The organism is Streptomyces sp. NPDC008092, from assembly GCF_042957285.1.
GTDB lineage: Bacteria > Actinomycetota > Actinomycetes > Streptomycetales > Streptomycetaceae > Streptomyces.
Genome location: NZ_JBIBHY010000007.1, coordinates 499,489 through 520,486 on the forward strand (window position 1 = coordinate 499,489; position 20,998 = coordinate 520,486).

Consider the following 20,998-nt stretch of genomic DNA (forward strand, 5'->3'; position numbering starts at 1 on the left):
GGATGAAGATCACCCATGTCGAAGTACACCGGATCGACGTTCCGGCGGCCACCCCGCCCTTCCGCTGGCGGGAGGGTCTGAGCGGCAGCGCTCCGGTCGGCGACGGCGCGGTGCTCCGCATCGGCACGGATGAGGGGGCCGAGGGCGTGGCCCTGTTCGCCCGCCCGGGAGCCTTCACCACCCTCACCGAGCTGGTGGACCGGGTCTTCCGCGAGGAACTGGTCGGGGCCGACCCGTTCCAGCGGGAGTGGCTGTGGCACCGGGTGTGGGAGCTGGACCGTATCCACGAACTCCCGCTCCCCACCCTGGGCCTGATCGACATCGCCCTGTGGGACCTGGCTGGCCGGTACCACGGCCAGCCGGTCTGGCGGCTGCTCGGCGGCTTCCGGGACGCCATCCCGGCATACGCCTCCACGTCGACGTTCGCCACCACCGAGGAGTTCCTCGACGTCGCCGACCAGTGCCTGGACCTCGGCTACCGGGGCATCAAACTGCACGCCTGGGGCGACGCCCGCCGCGACGCCGACCTCTGCCTCGCCCTGCGCGAGCACGTCGGCCCCGACGTGCCCCTGATGTACGACGGCTCGGCCGGCTTCGACCTGCCCGACGCGATCCGCCTCGGGCGGGCCCTCTCCGAGGCCGACTACCTCTGGTACGAGGAGCCGATGCGCGAGTTCAGCGTCTCCGCCTACCAGCAGCTCGCCGCGGCCGTCGACGTTCCCCTGCTGGTCGCCGAGACCTCCGACGGCGTCCACATGAACTCCGCGGACTTCATCCGGGCCGGCGCCGCCACCTTCGGCGTCCGGGCCGGCACCACCCTCCGCGGCGGCATCACCGGCGCCATGCGCACCGCCCACCTCGCCGACGCCTACCGGCTCCGCGCCGAGGTGCACGGTTCGGACATCCCCAACCACCACCTGTGCATGGCCATCTCCAACACCACCTACTACGAGTCCCTGGTGACCGCGACCACGGTCGTGCGCGAACGCCACGTGGACGACCGGGGCCTGGTCCACGCCCCCACGGGACCCGGCATCGCCCTTCCCCTCGACCTCGGCTACGGCAGCGAACTCCTGCCGTTCGTCGAACAGCCGCGCTGACCGGCAAGAACAGAAAGGCAAGACGATGAGGTCTTCCGTCTCCAGGAGAGCGGGCGTCCTGCGTACGGCCGCCGCCGCACTCTCCTTGACCACCGCGGCGCTGCTGGCCGGCTGCGCCAGCGCCGACACCACCGCCCGGTCCTCCTCCTCCGCCCAGTCGACCTTCAAGCCGGCCACGCAGAAGGACGGTTCACAGATCACGGTCTGGGCGGACTCGACCCGGCTGCCCTCCGTGCAGGCGTACCAGAAGGCCCACCCGGACGTGAAGATGGACATCGTCACGTACGACGGCGGGGCCGACGGCTCGACCTACCTCCAGTCCAAGGTGCAGCTCTTCGACCGGACCGGCAGCGGCTGGCCCGACGTGGTCTTCGGCTCGCCCACCGACGTCACCTGGGCCTCGGAGCCCACCAAGCCCGGCGCCCAGCCGTTCGCCGCCCCGCTGGACGACAAGCTCGTCCCGCAGGACACCCTGGACGGCTTCGCCAAGGGCTCCCTGACGCCCTGTCAGTTCAACGGCCACACCTACTGCCTGCGCAACGACATCGCGCAGGTCGTCCTCTGGTACAACAAGTCCCTCATGGACAAGTGGGGTTACCAGGTCCCCACCACCTGGGAGGAGTACGAGGCCCTCGGCAAGCAGGTCGCCAATGAGCACCCCGGTTACCTCGTCGGCTCGGTCGGCGACACCAACTCCCACGAGTCGTACTTCTGGTCGGGCCAGTGCCCGGCGTTCGACCTGGTGAAGCCGGACACCCTGCGCACCGATCTGCAGGACCCGAACTGCACCCGCACGGCAAAGCTCCTGGACGGCCTGATCGACGCCAAGGCCGTCACCACCAAGGGCTTCTTCAGCCAGGGCTTCGCCAAGGACAGCGGCAGCAAGGTCCTGATGGCGTACGGCCCGTCGTGGTACGGCCAGTACCTCTTCAAGGCCGCCTTCAAGACCCCGGCCAAGCAGATCGCCGCGGCATCCCCGCTCACCTGGAAGGGCGAGACGCAGGCGGCCACCGGCAACGTCGGCGGCGGGGTCTGGATGGTGTCCTCGCACAGCGCCAACCTCAAGGCCTCCACGGACCTGGTCAGCTGGCTGACCACGTCCGACGAGAACCAGGCGTCCGCGCCCACCTACCCCGCCTACACCAAGGCAGCCCAGGCCTGGCTGAAGAACCCGGCCAACAGCGACTACTTCGCCAACGACGTCAGCACGGCGTTCCAGCAGGCGGCGGACGAGGTGTGGACCGGCTGGTCCAACACCAAGTTCTCCGACGCCACCGCCTGGTCCAGCGTCGTCCTGCCCGCCCTGACCGCGGGCAAGAGCCTGACCGACACGCTGCCGGCCTGGCAGAAGGAGATCGGCAACGAGGCGAAGGCGCAAGGATACAAGGTGGAGAACCAGTGACCCTGCTGGAGACCGAGCACGTCGCCGTCTCCTCCCTGCGCCGCGGCACCCCGCCGCGGCGCAGGGCCCGCGGCCGTGCGGGCTACTACTTCGTCGCCGCCTACACGCTGCTCCTGCTCGCGTTCGGCATCGTGCCGACCGCCTACTCCTTCTACCTGGCGTTCACCAACGACCGGGGCCAGTTCACCGGCCCGAACCAGTTCGTCAAGGTGGTCCAGGACTACCGCTTCGGGCCCGCCTTCGGCCACATGCTGGTCTACCTGCTGCTGTGGCTGGCCGCCCTGGTGGTCCTGGTCGTCCTCGTCGCGGTGATCCTGCGCAGCCGGGTCCGCCCCGGCACCTCCGCCCTGTTCCGCTTCCTGTACTACATCCCCGGCGCCCTCGCCGGGGTGGCCAGCGTCCTGGTCTGGCTGTTCATGCTGGATCCCGACGTCAGCCCGGTGTCCTGGCTGCTGAAGAGCATGGGCATGGAGACCTTCGCGGCCGTCCTCGCCCCCTCCAACCTGCCCCTGATCCTCATGCTCATCGCCTTCTGGACCGGCGCGGGCGGCTGGATGGTGGTGATGTACGGGGCGCTGAACAACATCCCCGACGAGGTCCTCGAAGCCGCCCGGATGGACGGCGCGGGCCCCTGGCGGACCGCCTGGCACATCCAGATCCCGATGATCCGGCAGTGGATCGTCTACATGACCATCATGGCGTTCGCGACCGGCACCCAGCTGTTCGTCGAGCCCCAGCTGCTCCAGACGGCCAGCCTCGGCCGGGTCAGCCCGACCTGGTCGCCCAACCAGCTCGCCTACGTGTACGCCTTCCAGCAGGGCGACTTCAACGGTGCCGCCGCCATCTCCGTCGTCCTGCTCGCCGTGGGACTCCTGGCCGCGGGCCTGCTGGTCGCCCGCTCGAACCTGTTCAAGTTGGATGAGTCATGACGCAATCAACTCTCCCCGCGGCAGCGCCGGTCCGGCGCGCCGTCCGGCCGTCCCGGGCCCTCTCCTTCCTGATCGTGGCCCTGCTCCTGGCCTTCCTCCTGGTGTTCTTCGTCCTGCCGGTGGTCTGGCTGCTGCTCGCCCCGTCCAAGACGGCCGGCGAGGTGGTCCGCGACAACCCGCTGTCCTTCGGCTCGTTCCACCAGATCGGCGCGGCCTGGCGGCACCTCTTCGCGTTCCAGGACGGCGCGATGCTCACCTGGCTGAAGAACTCGGCGGTCTACTCGGGCGGTTCCCTCGTCCTCACCCTCGCCGTCAGCGTCCCGGCCGGCTACGCCCTGGCCCTGACGAAGTTCAAGGGCCGCAGGACGCTCCTGGTGATCACCCTCGTCACCATGATCATGCCGCAGGCCACCCTGGTGCTGCCGGTCTTCCTGGAGCTCAACCGCTTCCACCTGATCGGCACAATCTGGTCGGTGATCCTGCCCTTCTCCTTCTACCCGTTCGGCGTGTACCTCGTGTACATCTACTTCGGCAGCAGCCTCCCCAGGGACCTGCTGTCGGCCGCGAGGATCGACGGCTGCACCGAGTGGCAGCTCTTCTCCCGCATCGCCCTGCCCCTGGCCAAGCCGGTGATCGGCCTGGTCGCCTTCTTCAGCTTCGTGGGCAACTGGAACAACTTCTTCCTGCCCTACCTGGTCCTCCCGAACAGCAGCGAGTTCCCGGTCCAGGTGGGCCTCAACCAACTCCTCACCTCCACCCCGTCGTTCAACCCGGTGGCAGGCGCGGGCCTGAACATCACCATCCCCGAACTGGCCCTGGCGATCATCATCGCGATCCTGCCGGTCCTGGTCCTGTTCCTCTTCTCGCAGCGCACGCTGGTGTCGGGGATGCTGGCGGGAGCCACCAAGGAATAGACATTGCCTGCAACGCGCCCCTTTGGGGGCGCGGGGAACTGCGCGACCAGCCCCCACGAACCCGCAGCCAAAACACAGCCCGTCACCTCTCCAGCAGCATCCTCTGAAGCTCCCTGGCAGCCCGAGGCGGCGCCACATCACTCCGGTGCGCCAACGCGATCGTCCGATGCAACCCCGGCCGAGCCAACGGAGTGACCCGCAGCCCCCGCCCCGACCGCGCCGCGACCATCCGGGGCACCACGGCCACCCCCAACCCCGCCCGCACAAACCCCAGCACCGCGTCCATCTCGCCCCCCTCAACCGCAAAGCTCGGCTCGAACCCGGCGGAGCGACACGCCGCGACGGTCAGCTCCCGCAGGTCGTACCCGTGCCGGAACATCACCAGCCGCTCCCCCTCCAGATCGGAGATCTCCACTCCGCCCCGCCCGCGCCCGGGTGCCGTCGCCTCGGGCGAGGACACCACCACGAGGTCCTCCCGCAGCAGCTCCACGGTCGTCAGCGCGGGCGACGCCGGCGGCAGCGGCAGCACGATCAGCGCCAGGTCCAGCGCCCCGCGCGCCAGCTCCCGGACAAGATCATGGGACCCGCTCTCCTCGATCAGCAGCTGGATGCCGGGGTAGCGGTCGTGGAAGGCGCGCAGCACGTCCGGCAGCAGCCCGGTGCACAGACTCGGCGTCGCCCCCAGCCGCACCCGGCCGCTGCGCAGCTGCACCAGCTCCTGCACCTCGTACCGGGCGGTGTCCGCGTCCGCGAGGATCCGCCGGGCCAGCGGCAGCAGCGCCTCGCCCGCGTCGGTGAGGGTGATGTTGCCCCTCGCGCGCAGGAACAGATCCGCCCCCAGCTCCCGCTCCAGCGCCTTGATCTGCTGGGACAGCGACGGCTGGGCGACATGGACCAGCTCGGCGGCCCGGGTGAAGTGCCGGGTCTCGGCCACGGCGACGAAGTACTGAAGCTGCTGGAACTGCATGGTGACACGATAGCTTCCGGCTATGGAATCCAGCCGGACCATGTCTTGGACCGATCGGGTGGTCCGGCCCTAGCGTCGTCCCCATGGCTCTGGCAACGCGGACGGACCGACGGCCGTCCATGGCGCGCACGATGTGGGACAGCTCCGTCGGCAAGAAGACCGTGATGGCCGTCAGCGGCCTGATCATGCTGCTCTACCTGGTCGCGCACGTGATCGGCAACCTGAAGATCTTCTTCGGGGCGGGCGAGTTCAACCACTACGCCCACTGGCTGCGCACCGTCGGCGAACCGTTCATGCACTACGAGTGGACGCTCTGGCTCATCCGGATCGTCCTGGTCGTCGCCGTGGTCGCCCACGCCACGTCCGCGTACCAGCTCAGCCGCCGCGACATCAGGGCACGCCCGAGCAAGTACGTGCACAAGAAGCCGCGGGCCTCCTACGCCACCCGCACCATGCGCTGGGGCGGGATCATCCTCGGCCTGTTCATCGTCTGGCACATCCTGGACCTGACCACCGGCACCGTGCACTCCGGCGGCTTCCAGGAGGGCCACCCGTACCAGAACGTCGTGGACACCTTCTCCACCTGGTACGGCGACGTCATCTACATCGTCGCGATGCTCGCGCTCGGCCTGCACGTGCGGCACGGCTTCTGGAGCGCCGCACAGACCCTCGGCGTCGGCAGCCGCACCCGCGACCGCGCCCTCAAGATCACGGCCGACGTCCTCGCGCTGCTGCTCACGGCCGGCTTCATCGCCGTACCCGTGGGTGTCATGACCGGAGTGGTGAGCTGACATGACCGACTACGTGAACTACCCGACCGGCGCACCCGTCTCCGACGGCAAGGCCCCCGACGGCCCGATCAGTGAGCGCTGGGACAAGCGCCGGTTCGAGGCCAAGCTGGTCAACCCCGCCAACCGGCGCAAGCACACCGTGATCGTCGTCGGCACCGGCCTGGCCGGCGGCTCCGCCGGCGCCACCCTCGCCGAACAGGGCTACCACGTCGTCCAGTTCTGCTACCAGGACTCCCCGCGCCGGGCCCACTCGATCGCCGCGCAGGGCGGGATCAACGCGGCGAAGAACTACCGCAACGACGGCGACTCCATCCACCGGCTGTTCTACGACACCGTCAAGGGCGGCGACTTCCGGGCCCGCGAGTCGAACGTCCACCGCCTCGCCCAGATCTCCGTCGAGATCATCGACCAGTGCGTGGCGCAGGGCGTGCCGTTCGCCCGCGAGTACGGCGGCCTGCTCGACACCCGGTCGTTCGGCGGCGTCCAGGTCTCCCGGACCTTCTACGCCCGCGGCCAGACGGGCCAGCAGCTGCTCCTCGGCGCCTACCAGGCGCTGAGCAGGCAGATCGCCGCCGGGAACGTCGAGATGCACCCGCGTACCGAGATGCTCGACGTGATCGTGGTCGACGGGCGGGCGCGCGGGATCGTGGCCCGGGACCTGATCACGGGCAAGATCGACACGTACTTCGCGGACGCCGTCGTCCTCGCGAGCGGCGGCTACGGCAACGTCTTCTACCTGTCGACGAACGCCATGAACTCCAACGCCACCGCGATCTGGCGGGCACACCGGCGCGGCGCCTACTTCGCCAACCCGTGCTTCACGCAGATCCACCCCACCTGCATCCCGCGCACCGGCGACCACCAGTCCAAGCTCACCCTGATGAGCGAGTCGCTCCGCAACGACGGCCGGATCTGGGTGCCCAAGGCCAAGGGCGACACCCGGCCCGCGAACCGGATCCCCGAGGACGAGCGCGACTACTACCTGGAGCGCATCTACCCGTCCTTCGGCAACCTGGTCCCGCGCGACATCGCCTCCCGCGCCGCGAAGAACGTCTGCGACGAGGGCAGGGGCGTCGGCCCCGGCGGGCAGGGTGTCTACCTGGACTTCGCCGACGCCATCGAGCGGATGGGCCGGGCGGCCGTCGAGGCCAAGTACGGCAACCTCTTCGACATGTACCAGCGGATCACCGACGAGGATCCGTACCAGGTTCCGATGCGGATCTACCCCGCCGTGCACTACACGATGGGCGGACTCTGGGTCGACTACGACCTCCAGACCACCGTCCCCGGCCTCTTCGCGGTCGGCGAGGCCAACTTCTCCGACCACGGCGCCAACCGGCTCGGCGCGAGCGCGCTGATGCAGGGCCTGGCCGACGGCTACTTCGTCCTCCCCGCCACCATCAACGACTACCTCGCCCGCCACCCCCACCAGGAGGCGGTCACGGTCGAACACCCGGTGGTCCAGGAGGTGCTGGCCGAGACCGAGGACCGGCTGAACCTGCTGCTGTCCGTCGACGGCGACCGCACCCCGGACTCCTTCCACCGTGAACTCGGCGAGCTGATGTGGGAGTTCTGCGGCATGGCCCGCACGGACGCCGGGCTGCGCAAGGCACTTGAGCGCATCCCGCAGATCCGTGAGGAGTTCTGGCGGCGGATCAAGGTGCCCGGGACCGGCGAGGAGTTCAACCAGTCCCTGGAGAAGGCCAACCGCATCGTCGACTACCTGGAGCTGGCCGAGCTGATGTGCCTCGACGCGCTGCACCGCGCCGAGTCCTGCGGCGGCCACTTCCGGGAGGAGTCCCAGACGCCGGACGGCGAGGCCGCCCGCAAGGACGACGAGTTCGCGTACGCGGCCGCCTGGGAGTTCACCGGCACCGGGGACGCCCCGGTCCTGCACAAGGAAGACCTGGTCTTCGAGTACGTCCACCCCACCCAGCGGAGCTACGCATGAAGCTCACCCTGCGCGTCTGGCGGCAGCAGAACGCCGACGCCGACGGCGCGATGTCCACGTACGAGGTGGACGGCATCTCGTCGGACATGTCGTTCCTCGAAATGCTCGACACCCTCAACGAGGAGCTGATCCTCAAGGGCGAGGACCCCGTCGCCTTCGACCACGACTGCCGCGAGGGCATCTGCGGCGCGTGCTCCCTCGTGATCAACGGGGACGCGCACGGGCCGGAGCGCACCACCACCTGCCAGCTGCACATGCGGTCCTTCGAGGACGGCGACACGATCGACATCGAGCCGTGGCGGGCGTCGGCCTTCCCGGTGATCAAGGACCTGGTGGTGGACCGGTCGGCGTTCGACCGGATCATCCAGGCCGGCGGGTACGTCACCGCGCCGACCGGGTCCGCGCCGGAGGCCCACGCCACGGCGGTGCCGAAGGCCGACGCCGACTTCGCCTTCGAGCACGCGGAGTGCATCGGGTGCGGGGCGTGTGTCGCCGCCTGCCCGAACGGGGCGGCGATGCTGTTCACGTCCGCCAAGGTGAACCACCTGAACGTGCTGCCGCAGGGGGCGCCCGAGCGGGAGACGCGGGTGCTGGACATGGTGGCGCAGATGGACGCGGAGGGGTTCGGGGGGTGCACGCTGACGGGGGAGTGTGCGACTGCTTGCCCCAAGGGGATTCCGCTGGTGTCCATCACGAGCATGAACAAGGAGTGGCTGCGGGCTACCCGGAAGGCGGGGAAGCGGTAGCGCCGTCGGGGAGTGCGGGTGCGTGGGGGCTGGTCGCGCAGTTCCTCCCCCAGCCTTCGGCCGGGGGTACCCCCAGCGCCCCTGACGGGGCGCCCCTGCGAGGGCGCTGACAAGTGAAAGACGTTCGCCGAAAGGTGCGGACGGGCGGGGTCGGGGGAGTGGTGCTCACCGGCCCCGTCTCGCATTTCAGGGTGGCCGCCGGGTCACGGTAGCGTTACCCCGGCGCGTCCCTCAGTGACCGTACGCCCTGCGACCCCCGGCATTCAGCAGTCCCACATCCACGGGTCCCGCGCATGTCACGCCGAGTCCAGCCTGCCACGGAAGAAAGCAGGTGCAGATTTCCTCAGCTTCCGCTCGGCGCAGGAGACCTCCATGACCGCCATGCCCGCCTCACCCCCCGCTCTCGCCGCCCCGCCCGGGGACTCCGGCTACCTGGTGCAGCTCGCCCGTGACGAGGACGACGTCCGGGCCGCACAGCGGCTGCGCTACCAGGTGTTCGCCGGAGAGATGGGCGCCCGGCTCGACGGGCCGGAGCCGGGACTGGACGTGGACGCCTTCGACGCGTACTGCGACCACCTCCTCATCCGCGAGGCCCTCACCGGCGAGGTCGTCGGCACCTACCGGCTGCTGCCGCCGGAGCGCGCCGCCGTCGCCGGCCGCCTGTACTCCGAGGGCGAGTTCGACCTGAGCCCGCTCGCCCCCATCCGCTCCGGCCTCGTCGAGGTCGGCCGCTCCTGCGTGCACCCCGCGCACCGCGACGGCGCCGTCATCGGCCTCATCTGGGCCGGCATAGCCCGGTACATGGTGGACCGCGGCCACGAGTGGCTGGCCGGCTGCTGCTCCGTCCCGCTCGCCGACGGCGGCGCCCTCGCCGCCGCCACCTGGGACAAGGTCCAGGCCAAGCACCTCGCACCGGAGGAGTTCCGGGTACGGCCGCTGAACCCCTGGGTCCCCGGCGTGCCGGCCCCCGAGGGCCGTACCGAGCTGCCCGCCCTGCTGCGCGGCTACATCCGCCTCGGCGCCTGGGTGTGCGGCGAGCCCGCGCACGACCCGGACTTCGGGGTCGCCGACATGTACGTGCTGCTGTCGATGCGCCGCGTCAACGCGCGCTATCTGCGGCACTTCCTCTCGCTCGTCCCGGCCTGATGAGCGTCTGGCTGCCCAGCGCGCCCTGCACCCCGGGCGCGTGCGTGGAGCGGGCGGGGTCCCTGACGACCCTGCCCCGGGCCGTGCTGCGGTTCGCCGCGGTCGTGGTCCTGATGCTCGTCGCCATCGTGCTGCTGCCGCTCGGCGGGCGGATACCCGCCGAGTGGGTGCGCCGGTTCTCCCGGACGCTGGTCCGGGCCGCCGGGGTGCAGGTCCGGATCACCGGCAGCGCCCCGGGCACCGGCGGGGTACTGCTCGTCGCCAACCACATCTCCTGGATGGACATCCCGCTGCTGGCCGCCGTCCGGCCGGCGCGGATGCTCGCCAAGAAGGAGATCCGCGAGTGGCCGGTGGCCGGCGCGCTGGTGGCCGGGGCCGGGGCCCTGTTCATCGACCGGGACCGGCTGCGCGCCCTGCCGGACACGGTCGGCCGGATCGCGGGGGCGCTGCGGGAGGGCGCCGCGGTGGTCGCCTTCCCGGAGGGCAGCACCTGGTGCGGCCGGGCCCAGGGGCGGTTCCGGCGGGCTGTGTTCCAGGCCGCGCTGGACGCCGGTGCGCCCGTGCAGCCGGTGCGGCTGCACTACCGGCTGGAAGCGGGAGCGGCCAGCACCGTGCCCGCCTATGTCGGCGCGGACACGCTGCTGGCCTCCCTTTGGCGAGTGGTGTCGACCCGCGGCCTGGTGGCCGAGGTGGACATACGACCGCTGATAGCGGCCGGCAGCCACCGGGACCGTCGTACCCTCGCCCGCGCCGCCCAGCCGGTGACCCACGAGCCGGCCTGGACGCACGCGGCTCTGGTGAGCCCGGAGCGGGCCTCTCAGTGGTCGGTCTCCAAGTGGAGCTTGAGCAGGTCGACACCGTAGTCGCCGCCGTTGGGCGTGCGGATGATGGTGTGGATGTGCTGCTGGGTGGGCGTGCCGTTCGGGCCGCCCATACCACCGCCGCCCGGCCCGCCGGAGGGCATCCCGCCGGTGGGCTGCCCGGTCATCTGACCGGTGGGCTGCCCCGTGGGCTGTCCTGAGGGCTGCCCGCCGCCGGTGCCGGTCTTCGTGCCGTAGGCGAGCGGGGACTGGGCGTCGTACTCGATGAGGACGACCGGGCTGTGCACCCGGTAGTAGAAGGCCGAGGTGTCCTTGGTCCCGCCCAGCCAGTAGAAGTAGGTCTGGTCGAGGTGCTTCTCGACCTCCGCCATCTTCACCCCGGCGTGTCCGTCGTCCATGTAGCCGACATACACGCGCACCAGGTCGAGGAGCTTGTCCCGCTGGGCCGAGGTGAGCTCGGAGCCGGGCAGGCCCTGGTAGGCGAGCTTGAGGTTGTCGGAGCCGGCGCCCGCCTTCATGTCGGTGCCGGACTTGCTCACCTCCGAGTCGATCACCTTGGCGCGCTGGGCCGAGGTCAGGGAGCGCAGCAGCGTCAGGCCGGCCTTGGTCTCCGGCTTGAAGAGGGTGATCTTCTCGCCGTTGTAGGTGGCCGAGGTCGGCTCGGAGCCCATGAAGGTCGGCGTCATCACGACCTGGTCGCCGAGGACGAAGTAGTTGATGGCGACGTGGTGGCCCTCGTACTGGAAGCCCCACGGCCTGCTGGTCGACGGGGTGCCCATGAAGGTGAAGAAGTACGCGCCCTCGGTGAGGGTGTCCCGGTTGCCGCCGTTGTAGTCGCCCAGGAACTGGTTGAGCTTCATGATGTTGCGGGTCTGGGTGAGGCCCTTCGCGGACAGCGCGGCACCGAGCAGCGCGAAGCCCAGCTCCCGCTTCCCGTCCGTGATGTCGCCCATCCGAACGCCCTTGCGCTCGTAGCCGTCGACGTTGCTCCAGGCCAGCCACTCGTCGTCGGCCACGTCGAAGGTGCAGGACTTGCGTTCCTTCGCGCTGAGCCCGTCGAGGAACGCCTGCGCGGCCTTGACGACCTTGTCCGTGGAGACGCCGGTCGAGTGGACCGAGTACAGGCCGTCGACGGCCTTGCCGTCCGTGGTGAGGCCCGTGAAGTCCTTGTACTTGACCTCGCTCTGGCCGGGGCCCATGCCGCCGGCTCCGCCGGGACCGCCCGAGGGCATGCCGCCGCCGGGGCCTTCGGAGGAGGAACTCGACGCGTCGGACGAGCCGTCGGAGCAGCCGGTCATGGTCGCCAGCGCGGCGGCACCGCCGGCGAGCAGCGCCTTGTTCATGAACCAGCGGCGGCTGCGCTCGGCTTCGGGGGTGCGGGGGTGGTGTCCGTGCATGCGCCCAAGGTTCCGGGACAACCTGAAGCGTTCCTGAAGACCGTCAGGGCAGGGAACGGGACAGATAGGGCGCGGTGGCGCTGCCCGCGGCCCGGGCGACCTCGGCCGGCGGGCCCGCCGCGACGATCCGGCCGCCCCGGTCCCCGCCGCCGGGCCCCAGGTCGATCACCCAGTCGGCGTCCGCCACCACCGTCATGTCGTGCTCGACCACCACGACCGTGTGCCCGGCGTCGACCAGCCCGTGCAACTGCCGCATCAGCACCTCGACATCGGCCGGATGCAGTCCCGTCGTCGGCTCGTCGAGGAGGTAGAGGCTGTGGCCGCGCCGGCCGCGCTGCAACTCGCCCGCCAGCTTGATGCGCTGGGCCTCGCCGCCGGACAGCTCCGTGGCGGGCTGCCCGAGTCGCAGGTAGCCGAGGCCCACGTCGAGGAGGGCGGCCAGGCTGCGCGCGGCGGCCGGGGTGTCCGCGAAGAACTCCGCCGCGCTCTCCACGGTCAGGTCCAGCACCTCGGCGATGTTCCTTCCCCGGTACGTCACTTCGAGCGTCTCCGGGTTGTAGCGCGCCCCGCCGCAGTCCGGGCAGGGCGCGTAGGTGCTGGGCAGGAACAGCAGCTCCACGCTGACGAACCCCTCGCCCTGGCAGGTCTCGCACCGGCCTCCGGCCACGTTGAAGGAGAACCGCCCGACGCCGTAACCGCGCTCCCGTGCCTGCCCGGTGGCCGCGAACACCTTCCGTACGACGTCGAACAGGCCGGTGTAGGTGGCCAGGTTGGACCGCGGGGTGCGGCCGATCGGCTTCTGGTCGACGGAGACCAGGCGCCCGACCCCGGTCGGCCCGTCGCCGATCTCGCCCACCTCGCCCACCTCGCCCATCGCGCCGATCTCGCCGATCGCGCCGATCAGGGTCGACTTGCCGGATCCGGAGACCCCGGTGACGGCGGTGAGGACACCGAGCGGGAACTCGGCGGTGACCGCACGGAGGTTGTGCCGGGTCACCGGTCCGACCGTCAGCCAGCCCTCGGCGGGCCGCGGCGCGCGTGCCGGGACGGGATCGCGCGCGAACAGGTAGCGGGCGGTGGCGGACTCCGCGACCCCGGCCAGCTCCGCCACCGGTCCGCTGTGCAGCACCTCGCCGCCGTGCTCGCCGGCCCGCGGCCCCACGTCCACCAGCCAGTCGGCGCCGCGCACCACGTCCAGGTGGTGCTCCACCACGAACACCGAGTTCCCGGCCGCCTTCAGCCGCTCCAGCACGGTGAGCAGCGCCTCGGTGTCCGCCGGGTGCAGACCGGCCGAGGGCTCGTCCAGGACGTAGACGACACCGAAGAGCCCGGAGCGCAACTGGGTGGCCAGGCGCAGGCGTTGCAGCTCCCCCGCGGACAGCGTGGGCGTGGCCCGGTCGAGGCTGAGGTAGCCGAGGCCCAGCTCGACGACCGGGGCGATCCGGGAGGTGAGGTCCGCGGTGAGGACCCGTACGGTCTCCGAGGCGTCCCGGTCGGCCGCGTCGTCCAGGAGCCCGGCCAGCTCGGTCAGCGGCAGCGCCACGAGGCCGGCGATCGTACGCCCCGCGAACGTCACCGCGAGGGCCTCCGGCCGCAGCCTGCTGCCGCCGCACACCGGACAGGGCGCACTGGTCAGGAACCGCTCCGCCCTCGCCCGCAGCGTCGGGCTCCTGGAATCGGAGAAGGTCTTCAGCACGTACCGGCGGGCGCTCATGTACGTGCCCTGGTACGGCCGTTGGATGCGGTCCGCGTCCCGGACCGGGTGCACGGTGACCACCGGCTGCTCGTCCGTGAAGAGGATCCACTCGCGCTGTTCGGCGGGCAGCTCGCGCCACGGCCGGTCGACGTCGTGGCCGAGCGCGTCCAGGACGTCCCGCAGGTTCTTGCCCTGCCAGGCGCCCGGCCACGCGGCGATCGCGCCCTCGCGGATGGACAGCGACGGGTCGGGGACCAGCGACTCCTCGGTGGCCCGGTGCACCCGGCCCAGGCCGTGGCACTCGGGGCAGGCGCCCGCCGCCGTATTGGGGGAGAACGCGTCGGAATCGAGCCGCTCCGCGCCCGGCGGGTAGTCCCCGGCGCGCGAGAACAGCATGCGCAGGGAGTTCGAGAGGCTGGTGACCGTGCCGACCGAGGAGCGGGAGGTGGGGGCCGAGCGGCGCTGCTGCAGCGACACCGCCGGCGGCAGCCCGCTGATCTCCGCCACCTTCGGCGCCCCGACCTGGTGGATCAGCCGGCGCGCGTACGGCGCGACCGACTCGAAGTAGCGCCGCTGGGCCTCGGCGTAGATCGTGCCGAACGCCAGGGACGACTTCCCCGAGCCGGACACACCCGTGAAGACGGCCAGCACGTCCCGGGGGATGTCCACGTCGACGCCCTTGAGGTTGTGCTCACGGGCACCACGCACACGGACGTACGGGTCGTGGGGGCTGTGCATCGGACGGACACTCCGTGAAGGGCGGCTCGCGGGGCAGGGACAAACCCCGCGATCCTAGCCCGGAGCAGCTCGCTACTGCGGAGGGTCGCCCTGCCTCCGCTGCCGTTCGATGTAGTCGTCGGCCTGCTTCTGGGCCGTGTCGACCTGGGACTGGTACTTGTTGCCGGTCCGCTGGTCGATCATGTCGCCGCCCTTTTGGACGCCCTGCTTGGCCTGGTCCTCGTGGCCCTTCAGCATCCCCTTGAGCTTGTCCAGCATGGACATGGCAGCCCTCCTCGCTGGTTGCGGCTTCCACCCCCCAGCGTCACCGGGCGGGGCGCCGTCCGCATCTCGGCGGCCGTCCCCGTGCGGGCCCGGCGCGCCTGTGCGAGCTTGGAAGACGCGGACTTCCGCCGATCGCGGAGCCCTCCGGAGAGGCTCTCGCGCAGCCGCCCCGCGGAGCCGCCCCACACAGCTGTCCGCAGAAAGGCCCGGCCCCATGAGCACTTCCGGTTTCGGATTCGGACGCAGTCCCTTCGAGGAGTTCGACGAGCTGATGTCCCGCTTCTTCGGCGGTTCGGGGGCGGGCGCCCAGCCCCGCCGCCCGCAGCGCGTCGACATCGGCAGCCTGCTGTCCGAGCGGGCCCGGGAGCTGGTCGCGGACGCCCGCGACCTCGCCGCCGTCGAGGGCAGCGAGGAACTGGACGCCCGGCATCTGCTGGCCGCCGCCACCAACCACGACTCCACCCGGCGGCTGCTCGCCGAGGCGGGCGCCGACCCCGACCAGCTCAGGCAGCGGCTCACCGCCGGCCACGGCGGCGGCGAGAAGACCGAACCCACCGCCCTCACCCCGGCCGCCAAACGCGCCCTCCTCGACGCCTACCAGATCTCCCGCGCCGAGGGCGCCTCCTACATCGGCCCCGAGCACCTGCTGCGCGCGCTCGCCGTGAACCCGGAGTCGGCGGCCGGCCGGGCGCTCGCCGACAGCGGCTGGGAGCCGACCAGGATGCCGGCCGAGGGCGCGGGGGAGCGCAAGAAGCCCAGTACCACGCCGACCGTCGACGAGTACGGCCGTGACCTCACCGAGGACGCCCGGGCCGGGCGCCTGGACCCGGTGATCGGGCGCGACGAGGAGGTCGAGCAGACCATCGAGGTGCTCTCCCGGCGCAGCAAGAACAACCCGGTGCTGATCGGTGACCCCGGCGTCGGCAAGACCGCCATCGTCGAGGGCATCGCGCAGCGGATCGTCGCCGGGGACGTGCCCAAGACCCTCGAAGGCAAGCGGCTGGTCTCCCTGGACCTGGCCGGGATGGTGGCCGGCACCAAGTACCGGGGCGAGTTCGAGGAACGGCTGAAGAAGCTGCTCGACGAGGTCCGCGAGCACGGCGACGAACTCGTGCTGTTCCTGGACGAGTTGCACACCGTGGTGGGCGCGGGGGGCGGCGGCGACGGTTCCCTCGACGCGGGCAACATCCTCAAACCCGCCCTCGCCCGCGGCGAGTTGCACCTCATCGGTGCGACCACCGTCGACGAGTACCGCAAGCACATCGAGAAGGACGCGGCCCTGGAGCGCCGGTTCGCGCCCATCCTGGTCGGCGAGCCCACCGTCGACGACACCATCGAGATCCTGCGCGGCCTGCGCGACCGCTACGAGGCCCACCACCAGGTCCGCATCACGGACGAGGCGGTGGTGGCGGCGGCCGAGCTGTCCGACCGGTACATCACCTCCCGGTTCCTGCCCGACAAGGCGATCGACCTGATGGACCAGGCGGCCGCCCGGGTCCGGCTGCGCTCGAAGACCCCGCCCACCGACACCCGGGACATCGAGGACCGGATCGCCGCCCTGAACCGGGAGAAGGACCAGGCCGTCGCCGACGAGGAGTACGAGCGCGCCAAAGAACTCCGCGACCGCATCAAGGCGACCGAGGGCGAGCTGGAGCAGGCGGGCACCGCCGAGGAACACGCGCCCAAGGTCACCGCCGAGGACATCGCCGAGGTCGTCTCCCGCACCACCGGCATCCCGGTCGCCGAGCTCACCGAGGAGGAGCGGGAACGGCTGATGAAGCTGGAGGAGCACCTGCACGAGCGGGTCGTCGGCCAGGACGAGGCGATCACCGCCGTAGCCCGCGCGGTCCGCCGCGCCCGCGCCGGCATGAGCGACCCCAACCGTCCCGTCGGCAGCTTCCTCTTCCTCGGCCCGACCGGCGTCGGCAAGACCGAACTGGCCCGCGCCCTGGCCGCCGCCCTCTTCGGGGACGAGACCCGCATGATCCGCCTCGACATGAGCGAGTTCCAGGAGCGCCACACGGTCTCCCGGCTGGTCGGCGCCCCGCCCGGATACGTCGGCCACGAGGAGGCCGGCCAGCTCACCGAGGCGGTGCGCAGGCAGCCCTACGCCGTGCTCCTCCTCGACGAGGTGGAGAAGGCGCACCCGGACGTCTTCAACACCCTGCTCCAGCTCCTGGACGACGGCCGCCTCACCGACGCCCAGGGCCGTACCGTCGACTTCAAGAACACCGTCGTCATCATGACGTCGAACATCGGCGCCGACCGCATCCTGGCCGCCGGCACCGAGGACTACACCAAGGTCCGCGAGGCGGTCATGCCGGCCCTCCAGCAGCACTTCCGGCCGGAGTTCCTCAACCGCATCGACGAGATCATCGTCTTCCGCGGCCTGGACCGCACCCAGCTGCGCGAGATCGTCGACCTGCTGCTGGAGCACACCAGGCACCGCCTGCACGCCCAGGACGTCAGCCTCGAAGTCACCGACGCGGCCGCCGTGCTGCTCGCCAACCTCGGCCACGAACCGGACTTCGGCGCCCGTCCGCTGCGCCGCACCATCCAGCGCGAGGTCGACGACCGCCTCGCCGACCTGCTGCTCTCCGGCCAGCTGGTGGCGGGCGAGCGCGCGGTGGTGGACGCGGCGAACGGCGAGATCGTGATCAGATCCGACAAGCCTGCCACGGTCTGAGCGGCCTGGTCCTGATTGTCGTGCCTGATCCCGAGCGGCCTGATCCTGGGCGGCCTGGTCCCGATCGGTCCGCTCAGGAGGCGGCGACGATCGCGGCCAGCCGCCGGTACGAGTCCAGCAGTGCCGCCCGGTCGTGGGTGCTCGTGGTCACGAGCACCTCGTCGGCACCGGTCTCCTTCAGGACCGTCTCCAGCTCGTGCGCGACCTGGTCCTCGGTGCCGGCGACGTGCCCGGCGAGCCCGGACTCGTAGAAGCCGCGTTGCCGCGCGGTCATCGTCCGGGCCTCGACGGCCTCGGCCGGGGGCAGCGGCGGGAACGTGCCGTGGGTCCGGGAGTAGGCCGTCGACCAGGCCTCCGGGACGAGCAGCCGGCGCGCCGCCTCGGGGGTGTCGGCGACGGCGACCGTCCCGGAGATCACCACGTACGGCTCGGCGGCCCAGGAGGAGGGGCGGAAGCGGTCGCGGTAGTGGTCGATGCCGCGCCGCATCTTCTCGCGGCCGCGCAGATCGCCGATGACCATGGGCAGCCCGGCCCGGGCCGCGATGTCCGCGCCCTCGCCCATCGCCAGCACGAACGGCGGTACGCGCAGCCCCTCGGCCGGGCGGGCCCGTACCCCCGTCGGCGAGGTCCCCTCGAACCAGCCGAGCAGCTCGTCCAGCTGGGCCGCGAAGTCCTCGGCGTCGCCCTTGTCCCGTCCCAGCGCCCGGCGCACGCCGTCGGTGAAGCCCACCGACCGGCCGAGCCCCATGTCGATCCGCCCCGGATACAGCGACTCCAGTACGCCGAACTGCTCGGCCACCACCAGCGGCCGGTGGTTGGGCAGCATGACCCCGCCGGTCCCCACCCGGACGGTCCGGGTCGCGGCGGCCACGGCCGCGGCCAGCACGGTCGGCGCCGAACCGGCGACCCCGGGCACCCCGTGGTGCTCCGACACCCAGAAGCGGTGGTAGCCGAGCGCCTCCACCTCGCGCGCCAGCGTCACGGTGTCCCGCAGTGCCTCGGCGGGCGGGTGCCCCTCCCGGGTGCGGGAGCGGTCGAGGACGGAGAACCGGGTCCGGGCGATGGCTGCGTTCACACACGGTTCAACAGCCGCGCGGCCACAGGATTCCCGCCGGGCCGGTCCGCCCCGGGCCGTGGGCGCGGTGCGGCCGCCGCCGGCCGGATCGCCGGGGGCCGTCGCGCTCTAGGGTTGCCGTGTGACCGAGAGCAGCAAGCGTCCGATCGCCGTGTTCGACATCGACAACACCCTCGCCGACACCGCGCACCGGCAGCGGTTCCTGGAGCGCAGCCCCCGGGACTGGGACGCGTTCTTCGCGGCGGCGCCGCACGACCCGCCGATCGCCGAGGGGGTCGCGCTGGCCGTGGCGACCGCCGAGGAGTGCGAGATCGTCTACCTCACCGGACGGCCCGAGCGCTGCCGCCGTGACACGCTGGACTGGCTGGCCGCCCACGGGCTGCCCGAGGGGCGCGTGCACATGCGGCGCAACGCCGACCGCAGGCCCGCCCGGCACACCAAGCTGGAGATCCTGCGGCGGCTGGCCGAACGGCGCGAGGTCCGCGTCCTGGTCGACGACGACGAGCTGGTGTGCGACGCCGCCGAACGGGCCGGGTTCACCGTCGTACGGGCCCGCTGGGCCGACCGCTCGGCGGCCCTGGAGCAGGCCCAGGAGGGGGAGGGGCGGACCTGACGGCAGGGCCGTCAGCCCTCGTCGTCGATGCGGAAACCCACCTTCAGGCCCACCTGGTAGTGCTCGATCTGCCCGTTCTCGATCTGGCCCCTGACCTGCGTCACCTCGAACCAGTCCAGGTTGCGCAGAGTCTGGTTGGCGCGGGCGACACCGTTGCGGATGGCCTGGTCGATGCCCTCGTGCGAGGTGCCGACGATCTCGGTGACGCGGTAGGTGTGGTTCGCCATCGGGGGAACTCCTCTCGTCGTCACTCCACCGTGCCCCATCCGGAAGCGGAACGCGAGGCGTCGGTTCCGAAACGCTGACAGCCCTTGACCCTCCGTATTGGTCCATACCAAAATCCCGTACACCCGTACGAGCCCCGGTGCTCGTTCCCCCACGTCGGGCCCGTTCGCCTGTCCGCCAGACAGAACAGGAACCCCCGTGAGACATCCACGCCCGCTCGCCCTCGTCTGTGTGTCCGCCGCCCTGCTGAGCGCCTGTGGAGTCCTGCCGGGCGAAGGGGGTGGTCGGCACACGGTCACGGTGTGGCTGATGCGGAACAGCGCCTCGGCGGGCTTCCTGCACCGGTTCACCGCGGACTTCGAGCGCACCCACAAGGACATCCGCCTGGACATCCGCATCCAGGACTGGACCGGCATCGTGGACAAGGTGCAGACGGCCCTGAAGAGCGACTCCGCCGACGCGCCCGACGTCATCGAGGTCGGCAACACCCAGGTCCCGCAGTACGTCGAGGACGGCCGGCTCACCGACCTCACCCTGGAGTCGATGCGCGACTGGGGCAAGGACCACTGGCTGCCCGGCCTCGCCGAGCCCGGCCGGGACGACTCCCGCCAGTACGGCATCCCCTGGTACGCCGCCAACCGGGTCGTCATCTACCGCAAGGACCTGTTCAAAAAGGCCGGGATCACCTCCCCGCCGAAGACCCGCGAGGAGTGGCTGGCCGACACCGGGAAGCTCAACTCCGGCGGGAACCAGGGGATCTACCTCGCCGGGCAGGACTGGTACACCCTCTCCGGGTTCGTCTGGGACGAGGGCGGCGACCTCGCCCAGGAGACGGACGCCGGCTGGAAGGGCACCCTCGACAGCCCGGCCGCGCTGCGCGGGATGGACTTCTACCGGCAACTCCAGGCCCTCGGCAAGGGACCCGTCGACGCCGACGAGGAACACCCGCCCCAGGCGCAGGTGTTCGCGGGCGGCCAGGTCGCGCAGATCATCGCGGTGCCCGGCCTCGCCCAGTCCATCGTCCAGGAGAACCCCGAACTGAAGGACCAGATCGGCTACTTCCCGGTCCCCGGGCTCACCGCGGACCACCCGGGCGCCGTCTTCACCGGCGGCTCCGACCTCGTCGTACCGCAGAACACCGACCGGCCCTACGACGCGACCGCGGTCGTCGGCGCGCTGACCGGCGCCAAGTGGGACACCGACCTGGCCCGCACGATGAACTACGTGCCCAACAAGACCACCCTGGCGGGCGCGGTGGCCGGGGAGGAGGGGGTCGCCGCGATGGCGGCGGGTGCCGCGCGGGGGCGGGCGACGCCCCACTCCCCGGACTGGCCGGCCGTCGAGGCCGACAACCCGATCAAGGGCTACATGACCAAGGTGCTCGGCGGAGCGGACCCCGCGACCGAGGCCCGCCGCGCCTCCCGGAAAATCACCGAACTGCTCGCACCGGACTTCGGGTGACCGGGCGTCCCCGGTTCCGCAGCGCCCCAAAGGGGCACTGGGGGTACCCCCGGCCGAAGGCCGGGGGAGGAACCGC

At 71.3% G+C, this 20,998-nt stretch carries 18 protein-coding genes; 12 read left to right on the forward strand and 6 right to left on the reverse strand.

Annotated elements, in window-relative coordinates:
- The first annotated feature begins 2 nt into the window (after window positions 1-2).
- The 4 genes from ACFZB3_RS25240 to ACFZB3_RS25255 are packed head-to-tail and all read left to right on the forward strand — an operon-like array spanning window position 3 to window position 4,345.
- The gene (locus ACFZB3_RS25240; protein ID WP_391378701.1) at window positions 3-1,100 is read left to right on the forward strand and encodes an enolase C-terminal domain-like protein; all 1,098 of its coding nucleotides are present in this window, start codon (window positions 3-5) and stop codon (window positions 1,098-1,100) included.
- 25 nt (window positions 1,101-1,125) lie between these two features.
- Window positions 1,126-2,502 carry an extracellular solute-binding protein gene (locus tag ACFZB3_RS25245; protein WP_391378703.1) on the forward strand — a complete coding sequence of 459 codons (1,377 nt, stop codon included), beginning with the start codon at window positions 1,126-1,128 and terminating at the stop codon, window positions 2,500-2,502.
- Window positions 2,499-3,431 (forward strand): ABC transporter permease subunit, encoded by a 933-nt coding sequence (locus tag ACFZB3_RS25250; protein WP_391378705.1) that lies wholly within the window; start codon window positions 2,499-2,501, stop codon window positions 3,429-3,431. The genes ACFZB3_RS25245 and ACFZB3_RS25250 overlap by 4 nt, the downstream gene beginning before the upstream one ends.
- Window positions 3,428-4,345: an ABC transporter permease subunit gene (locus ACFZB3_RS25255; RefSeq protein WP_391378708.1), complete on the forward strand. Its 918-nt coding sequence runs from the start codon at window positions 3,428-3,430 to the stop codon at window positions 4,343-4,345. The genes ACFZB3_RS25250 and ACFZB3_RS25255 overlap by 4 nt, the downstream gene beginning before the upstream one ends.
- Window positions 4,346-4,427: 82 nt before the next feature.
- Here ACFZB3_RS25255 and ACFZB3_RS25260 read toward each other — a convergent pair whose 3' ends face one another.
- On the reverse strand, window positions 4,428-5,312 hold the full coding sequence (locus ACFZB3_RS25260; protein WP_391378710.1) for a LysR substrate-binding domain-containing protein: 885 nt from the start codon (window positions 5,310-5,312) through the stop codon (window positions 4,428-4,430).
- 119 nt (window positions 5,313-5,431) lie between these two features.
- On the opposite strand from ACFZB3_RS25260, the gene ACFZB3_RS25265 reads away from it, so the two are divergent.
- The 5 genes from ACFZB3_RS25265 to ACFZB3_RS25285 all read left to right on the forward strand — a co-directional run bounded on the left by ACFZB3_RS25265 (window position 5,432) and on the right by ACFZB3_RS25285 (window position 10,809).
- A complete protein-coding gene (locus ACFZB3_RS25265; protein WP_391378890.1) occupies window positions 5,432-6,103 on the forward strand; it encodes a succinate dehydrogenase in 672 nt (223 codons plus the stop codon).
- Window position 6,104: 1 nt separating this feature from the next.
- Window positions 6,105-8,054 (forward strand): fumarate reductase/succinate dehydrogenase flavoprotein subunit, encoded by a 1,950-nt coding sequence (locus ACFZB3_RS25270; protein WP_391378712.1) that lies wholly within the window; start codon window positions 6,105-6,107, stop codon window positions 8,052-8,054.
- Window positions 8,051-8,800, forward strand: a complete 750-nt coding sequence (locus ACFZB3_RS25275) for a succinate dehydrogenase/fumarate reductase iron-sulfur subunit (protein ID WP_391378715.1) — start codon at window positions 8,051-8,053, stop codon at window positions 8,798-8,800. Before ACFZB3_RS25270 ends, ACFZB3_RS25275 begins: the two co-directional genes overlap by 4 nt.
- Window positions 8,801-9,181: 381 nt before the next feature.
- Window positions 9,182-9,946: a GNAT family N-acyltransferase gene (locus tag ACFZB3_RS25280; protein ID WP_391378892.1), complete on the forward strand. Its 765-nt coding sequence runs from the start codon at window positions 9,182-9,184 to the stop codon at window positions 9,944-9,946.
- Window positions 9,946-10,809, forward strand: coding sequence for a 1-acyl-sn-glycerol-3-phosphate acyltransferase (locus ACFZB3_RS25285; protein ID WP_391378717.1), 864 nt, complete (start codon window positions 9,946-9,948; stop codon window positions 10,807-10,809). The genes ACFZB3_RS25280 and ACFZB3_RS25285 overlap by 1 nt, the downstream gene beginning before the upstream one ends.
- Here the strand turns inward: ACFZB3_RS25285 and ACFZB3_RS25290 are convergent.
- The 3 genes from ACFZB3_RS25290 to ACFZB3_RS25300 form a co-directional block, all read right to left on the reverse strand.
- The gene (locus ACFZB3_RS25290) at window positions 10,764-12,164 is read right to left on the reverse strand and encodes a DUF3500 domain-containing protein (RefSeq protein WP_391378719.1); all 1,401 of its coding nucleotides are present in this window, start codon (window positions 12,162-12,164) and stop codon (window positions 10,764-10,766) included. The genes ACFZB3_RS25285 and ACFZB3_RS25290 overlap by 46 nt on opposite strands.
- Window positions 12,165-12,207: 43 nt before the next feature.
- Window positions 12,208-14,598: an ABC transporter gene (locus tag ACFZB3_RS25295; RefSeq protein ID WP_391378721.1), complete on the reverse strand. Its 2,391-nt coding sequence runs from the start codon at window positions 14,596-14,598 to the stop codon at window positions 12,208-12,210.
- Between the two features lie 72 nt (window positions 14,599-14,670).
- The gene (locus ACFZB3_RS25300; protein ID WP_391378722.1) at window positions 14,671-14,862 is read right to left on the reverse strand and encodes an Rv0909 family putative TA system antitoxin; all 192 of its coding nucleotides are present in this window, start codon (window positions 14,860-14,862) and stop codon (window positions 14,671-14,673) included.
- A 214-nt stretch (window positions 14,863-15,076) separates the two neighbouring features.
- On the opposite strand from ACFZB3_RS25300, the gene ACFZB3_RS25305 reads away from it, so the two are divergent.
- Complete coding sequence (locus ACFZB3_RS25305; protein WP_391378724.1) at window positions 15,077-17,548, forward strand: AAA family ATPase; 2,472 nt, start codon at window positions 15,077-15,079, stop codon at window positions 17,546-17,548.
- Between the two features lie 73 nt (window positions 17,549-17,621).
- Here ACFZB3_RS25305 and ACFZB3_RS25310 read toward each other — a convergent pair whose 3' ends face one another.
- Window positions 17,622-18,623, reverse strand: a complete 1,002-nt coding sequence (locus ACFZB3_RS25310; RefSeq protein WP_391378727.1) for an MsnO8 family LLM class oxidoreductase — start codon at window positions 18,621-18,623, stop codon at window positions 17,622-17,624.
- A 121-nt stretch (window positions 18,624-18,744) separates the two neighbouring features.
- Between ACFZB3_RS25310 and ACFZB3_RS25315 the strand changes: the two genes are divergently transcribed.
- Window positions 18,745-19,236, forward strand: a complete 492-nt coding sequence (locus ACFZB3_RS25315; RefSeq protein ID WP_391378729.1) for a hypothetical protein — start codon at window positions 18,745-18,747, stop codon at window positions 19,234-19,236.
- 11 nt (window positions 19,237-19,247) lie between these two features.
- Here the strand turns inward: ACFZB3_RS25315 and ACFZB3_RS25320 are convergent, their stop codons facing one another.
- A complete protein-coding gene (locus ACFZB3_RS25320; RefSeq protein ID WP_361293772.1) occupies window positions 19,248-19,463 on the reverse strand; it encodes a dodecin in 216 nt (71 codons plus the stop codon).
- Between the two features lie 196 nt (window positions 19,464-19,659).
- Between ACFZB3_RS25320 and ACFZB3_RS25325 the strand changes: the two genes are divergently transcribed.
- Window positions 19,660-20,922 (forward strand): extracellular solute-binding protein, encoded by a 1,263-nt coding sequence (locus ACFZB3_RS25325; protein ID WP_391378731.1) that lies wholly within the window; start codon window positions 19,660-19,662, stop codon window positions 20,920-20,922.
- Window positions 20,923-20,998: the final 76 nt, after the last annotated feature.

Bases quoted from the DNA above. Each gene is read 5' to 3' on its own strand.
- ACFZB3_RS25240 (WP_391378701.1), top strand. From the start codon at position 3: ATGAAGATCACCCATGTCGAAGTACACCGGATCGACGTTCCGGCGGCC.
- ACFZB3_RS25245 (WP_391378703.1), top strand. From the start codon at position 1,126: ATGAGGTCTTCCGTCTCCAGGAGAGCGGGCGTCCTGCGTACGGCCGCC.
- ACFZB3_RS25255 (WP_391378708.1), top strand. From the start codon at position 3,428: ATGACGCAATCAACTCTCCCCGCGGCAGCGCCGGTCCGGCGCGCCGTC.
- ACFZB3_RS25260 (WP_391378710.1), bottom strand. From the start codon at position 5,312: ATGCAGTTCCAGCAGCTTCAGTACTTCGTCGCCGTGGCCGAGACCCGG.
- ACFZB3_RS25265 (WP_391378890.1), top strand. From the start codon at position 5,432: ATGGCGCGCACGATGTGGGACAGCTCCGTCGGCAAGAAGACCGTGATG.
- ACFZB3_RS25270 (WP_391378712.1), top strand. From the start codon at position 6,105: ATGACCGACTACGTGAACTACCCGACCGGCGCACCCGTCTCCGACGGC.
- ACFZB3_RS25275 (WP_391378715.1), top strand. From the start codon at position 8,051: ATGAAGCTCACCCTGCGCGTCTGGCGGCAGCAGAACGCCGACGCCGAC.
- ACFZB3_RS25280 (WP_391378892.1), top strand. From the start codon at position 9,182: ATGCCCGCCTCACCCCCCGCTCTCGCCGCCCCGCCCGGGGACTCCGGC.
- ACFZB3_RS25285 (WP_391378717.1), top strand. From the start codon at position 9,946: ATGAGCGTCTGGCTGCCCAGCGCGCCCTGCACCCCGGGCGCGTGCGTG.
- ACFZB3_RS25290 (WP_391378719.1), bottom strand. From the start codon at position 12,164: ATGCACGGACACCACCCCCGCACCCCCGAAGCCGAGCGCAGCCGCCGC.
- ACFZB3_RS25295 (WP_391378721.1), bottom strand. From the start codon at position 14,598: ATGCACAGCCCCCACGACCCGTACGTCCGTGTGCGTGGTGCCCGTGAG.
- ACFZB3_RS25300 (WP_391378722.1), bottom strand. From the start codon at position 14,862: ATGTCCATGCTGGACAAGCTCAAGGGGATGCTGAAGGGCCACGAGGAC.
- ACFZB3_RS25305 (WP_391378724.1), top strand. From the start codon at position 15,077: ATGAGCACTTCCGGTTTCGGATTCGGACGCAGTCCCTTCGAGGAGTTC.
- ACFZB3_RS25320 (WP_361293772.1), bottom strand. From the start codon at position 19,463: ATGGCGAACCACACCTACCGCGTCACCGAGATCGTCGGCACCTCGCAC.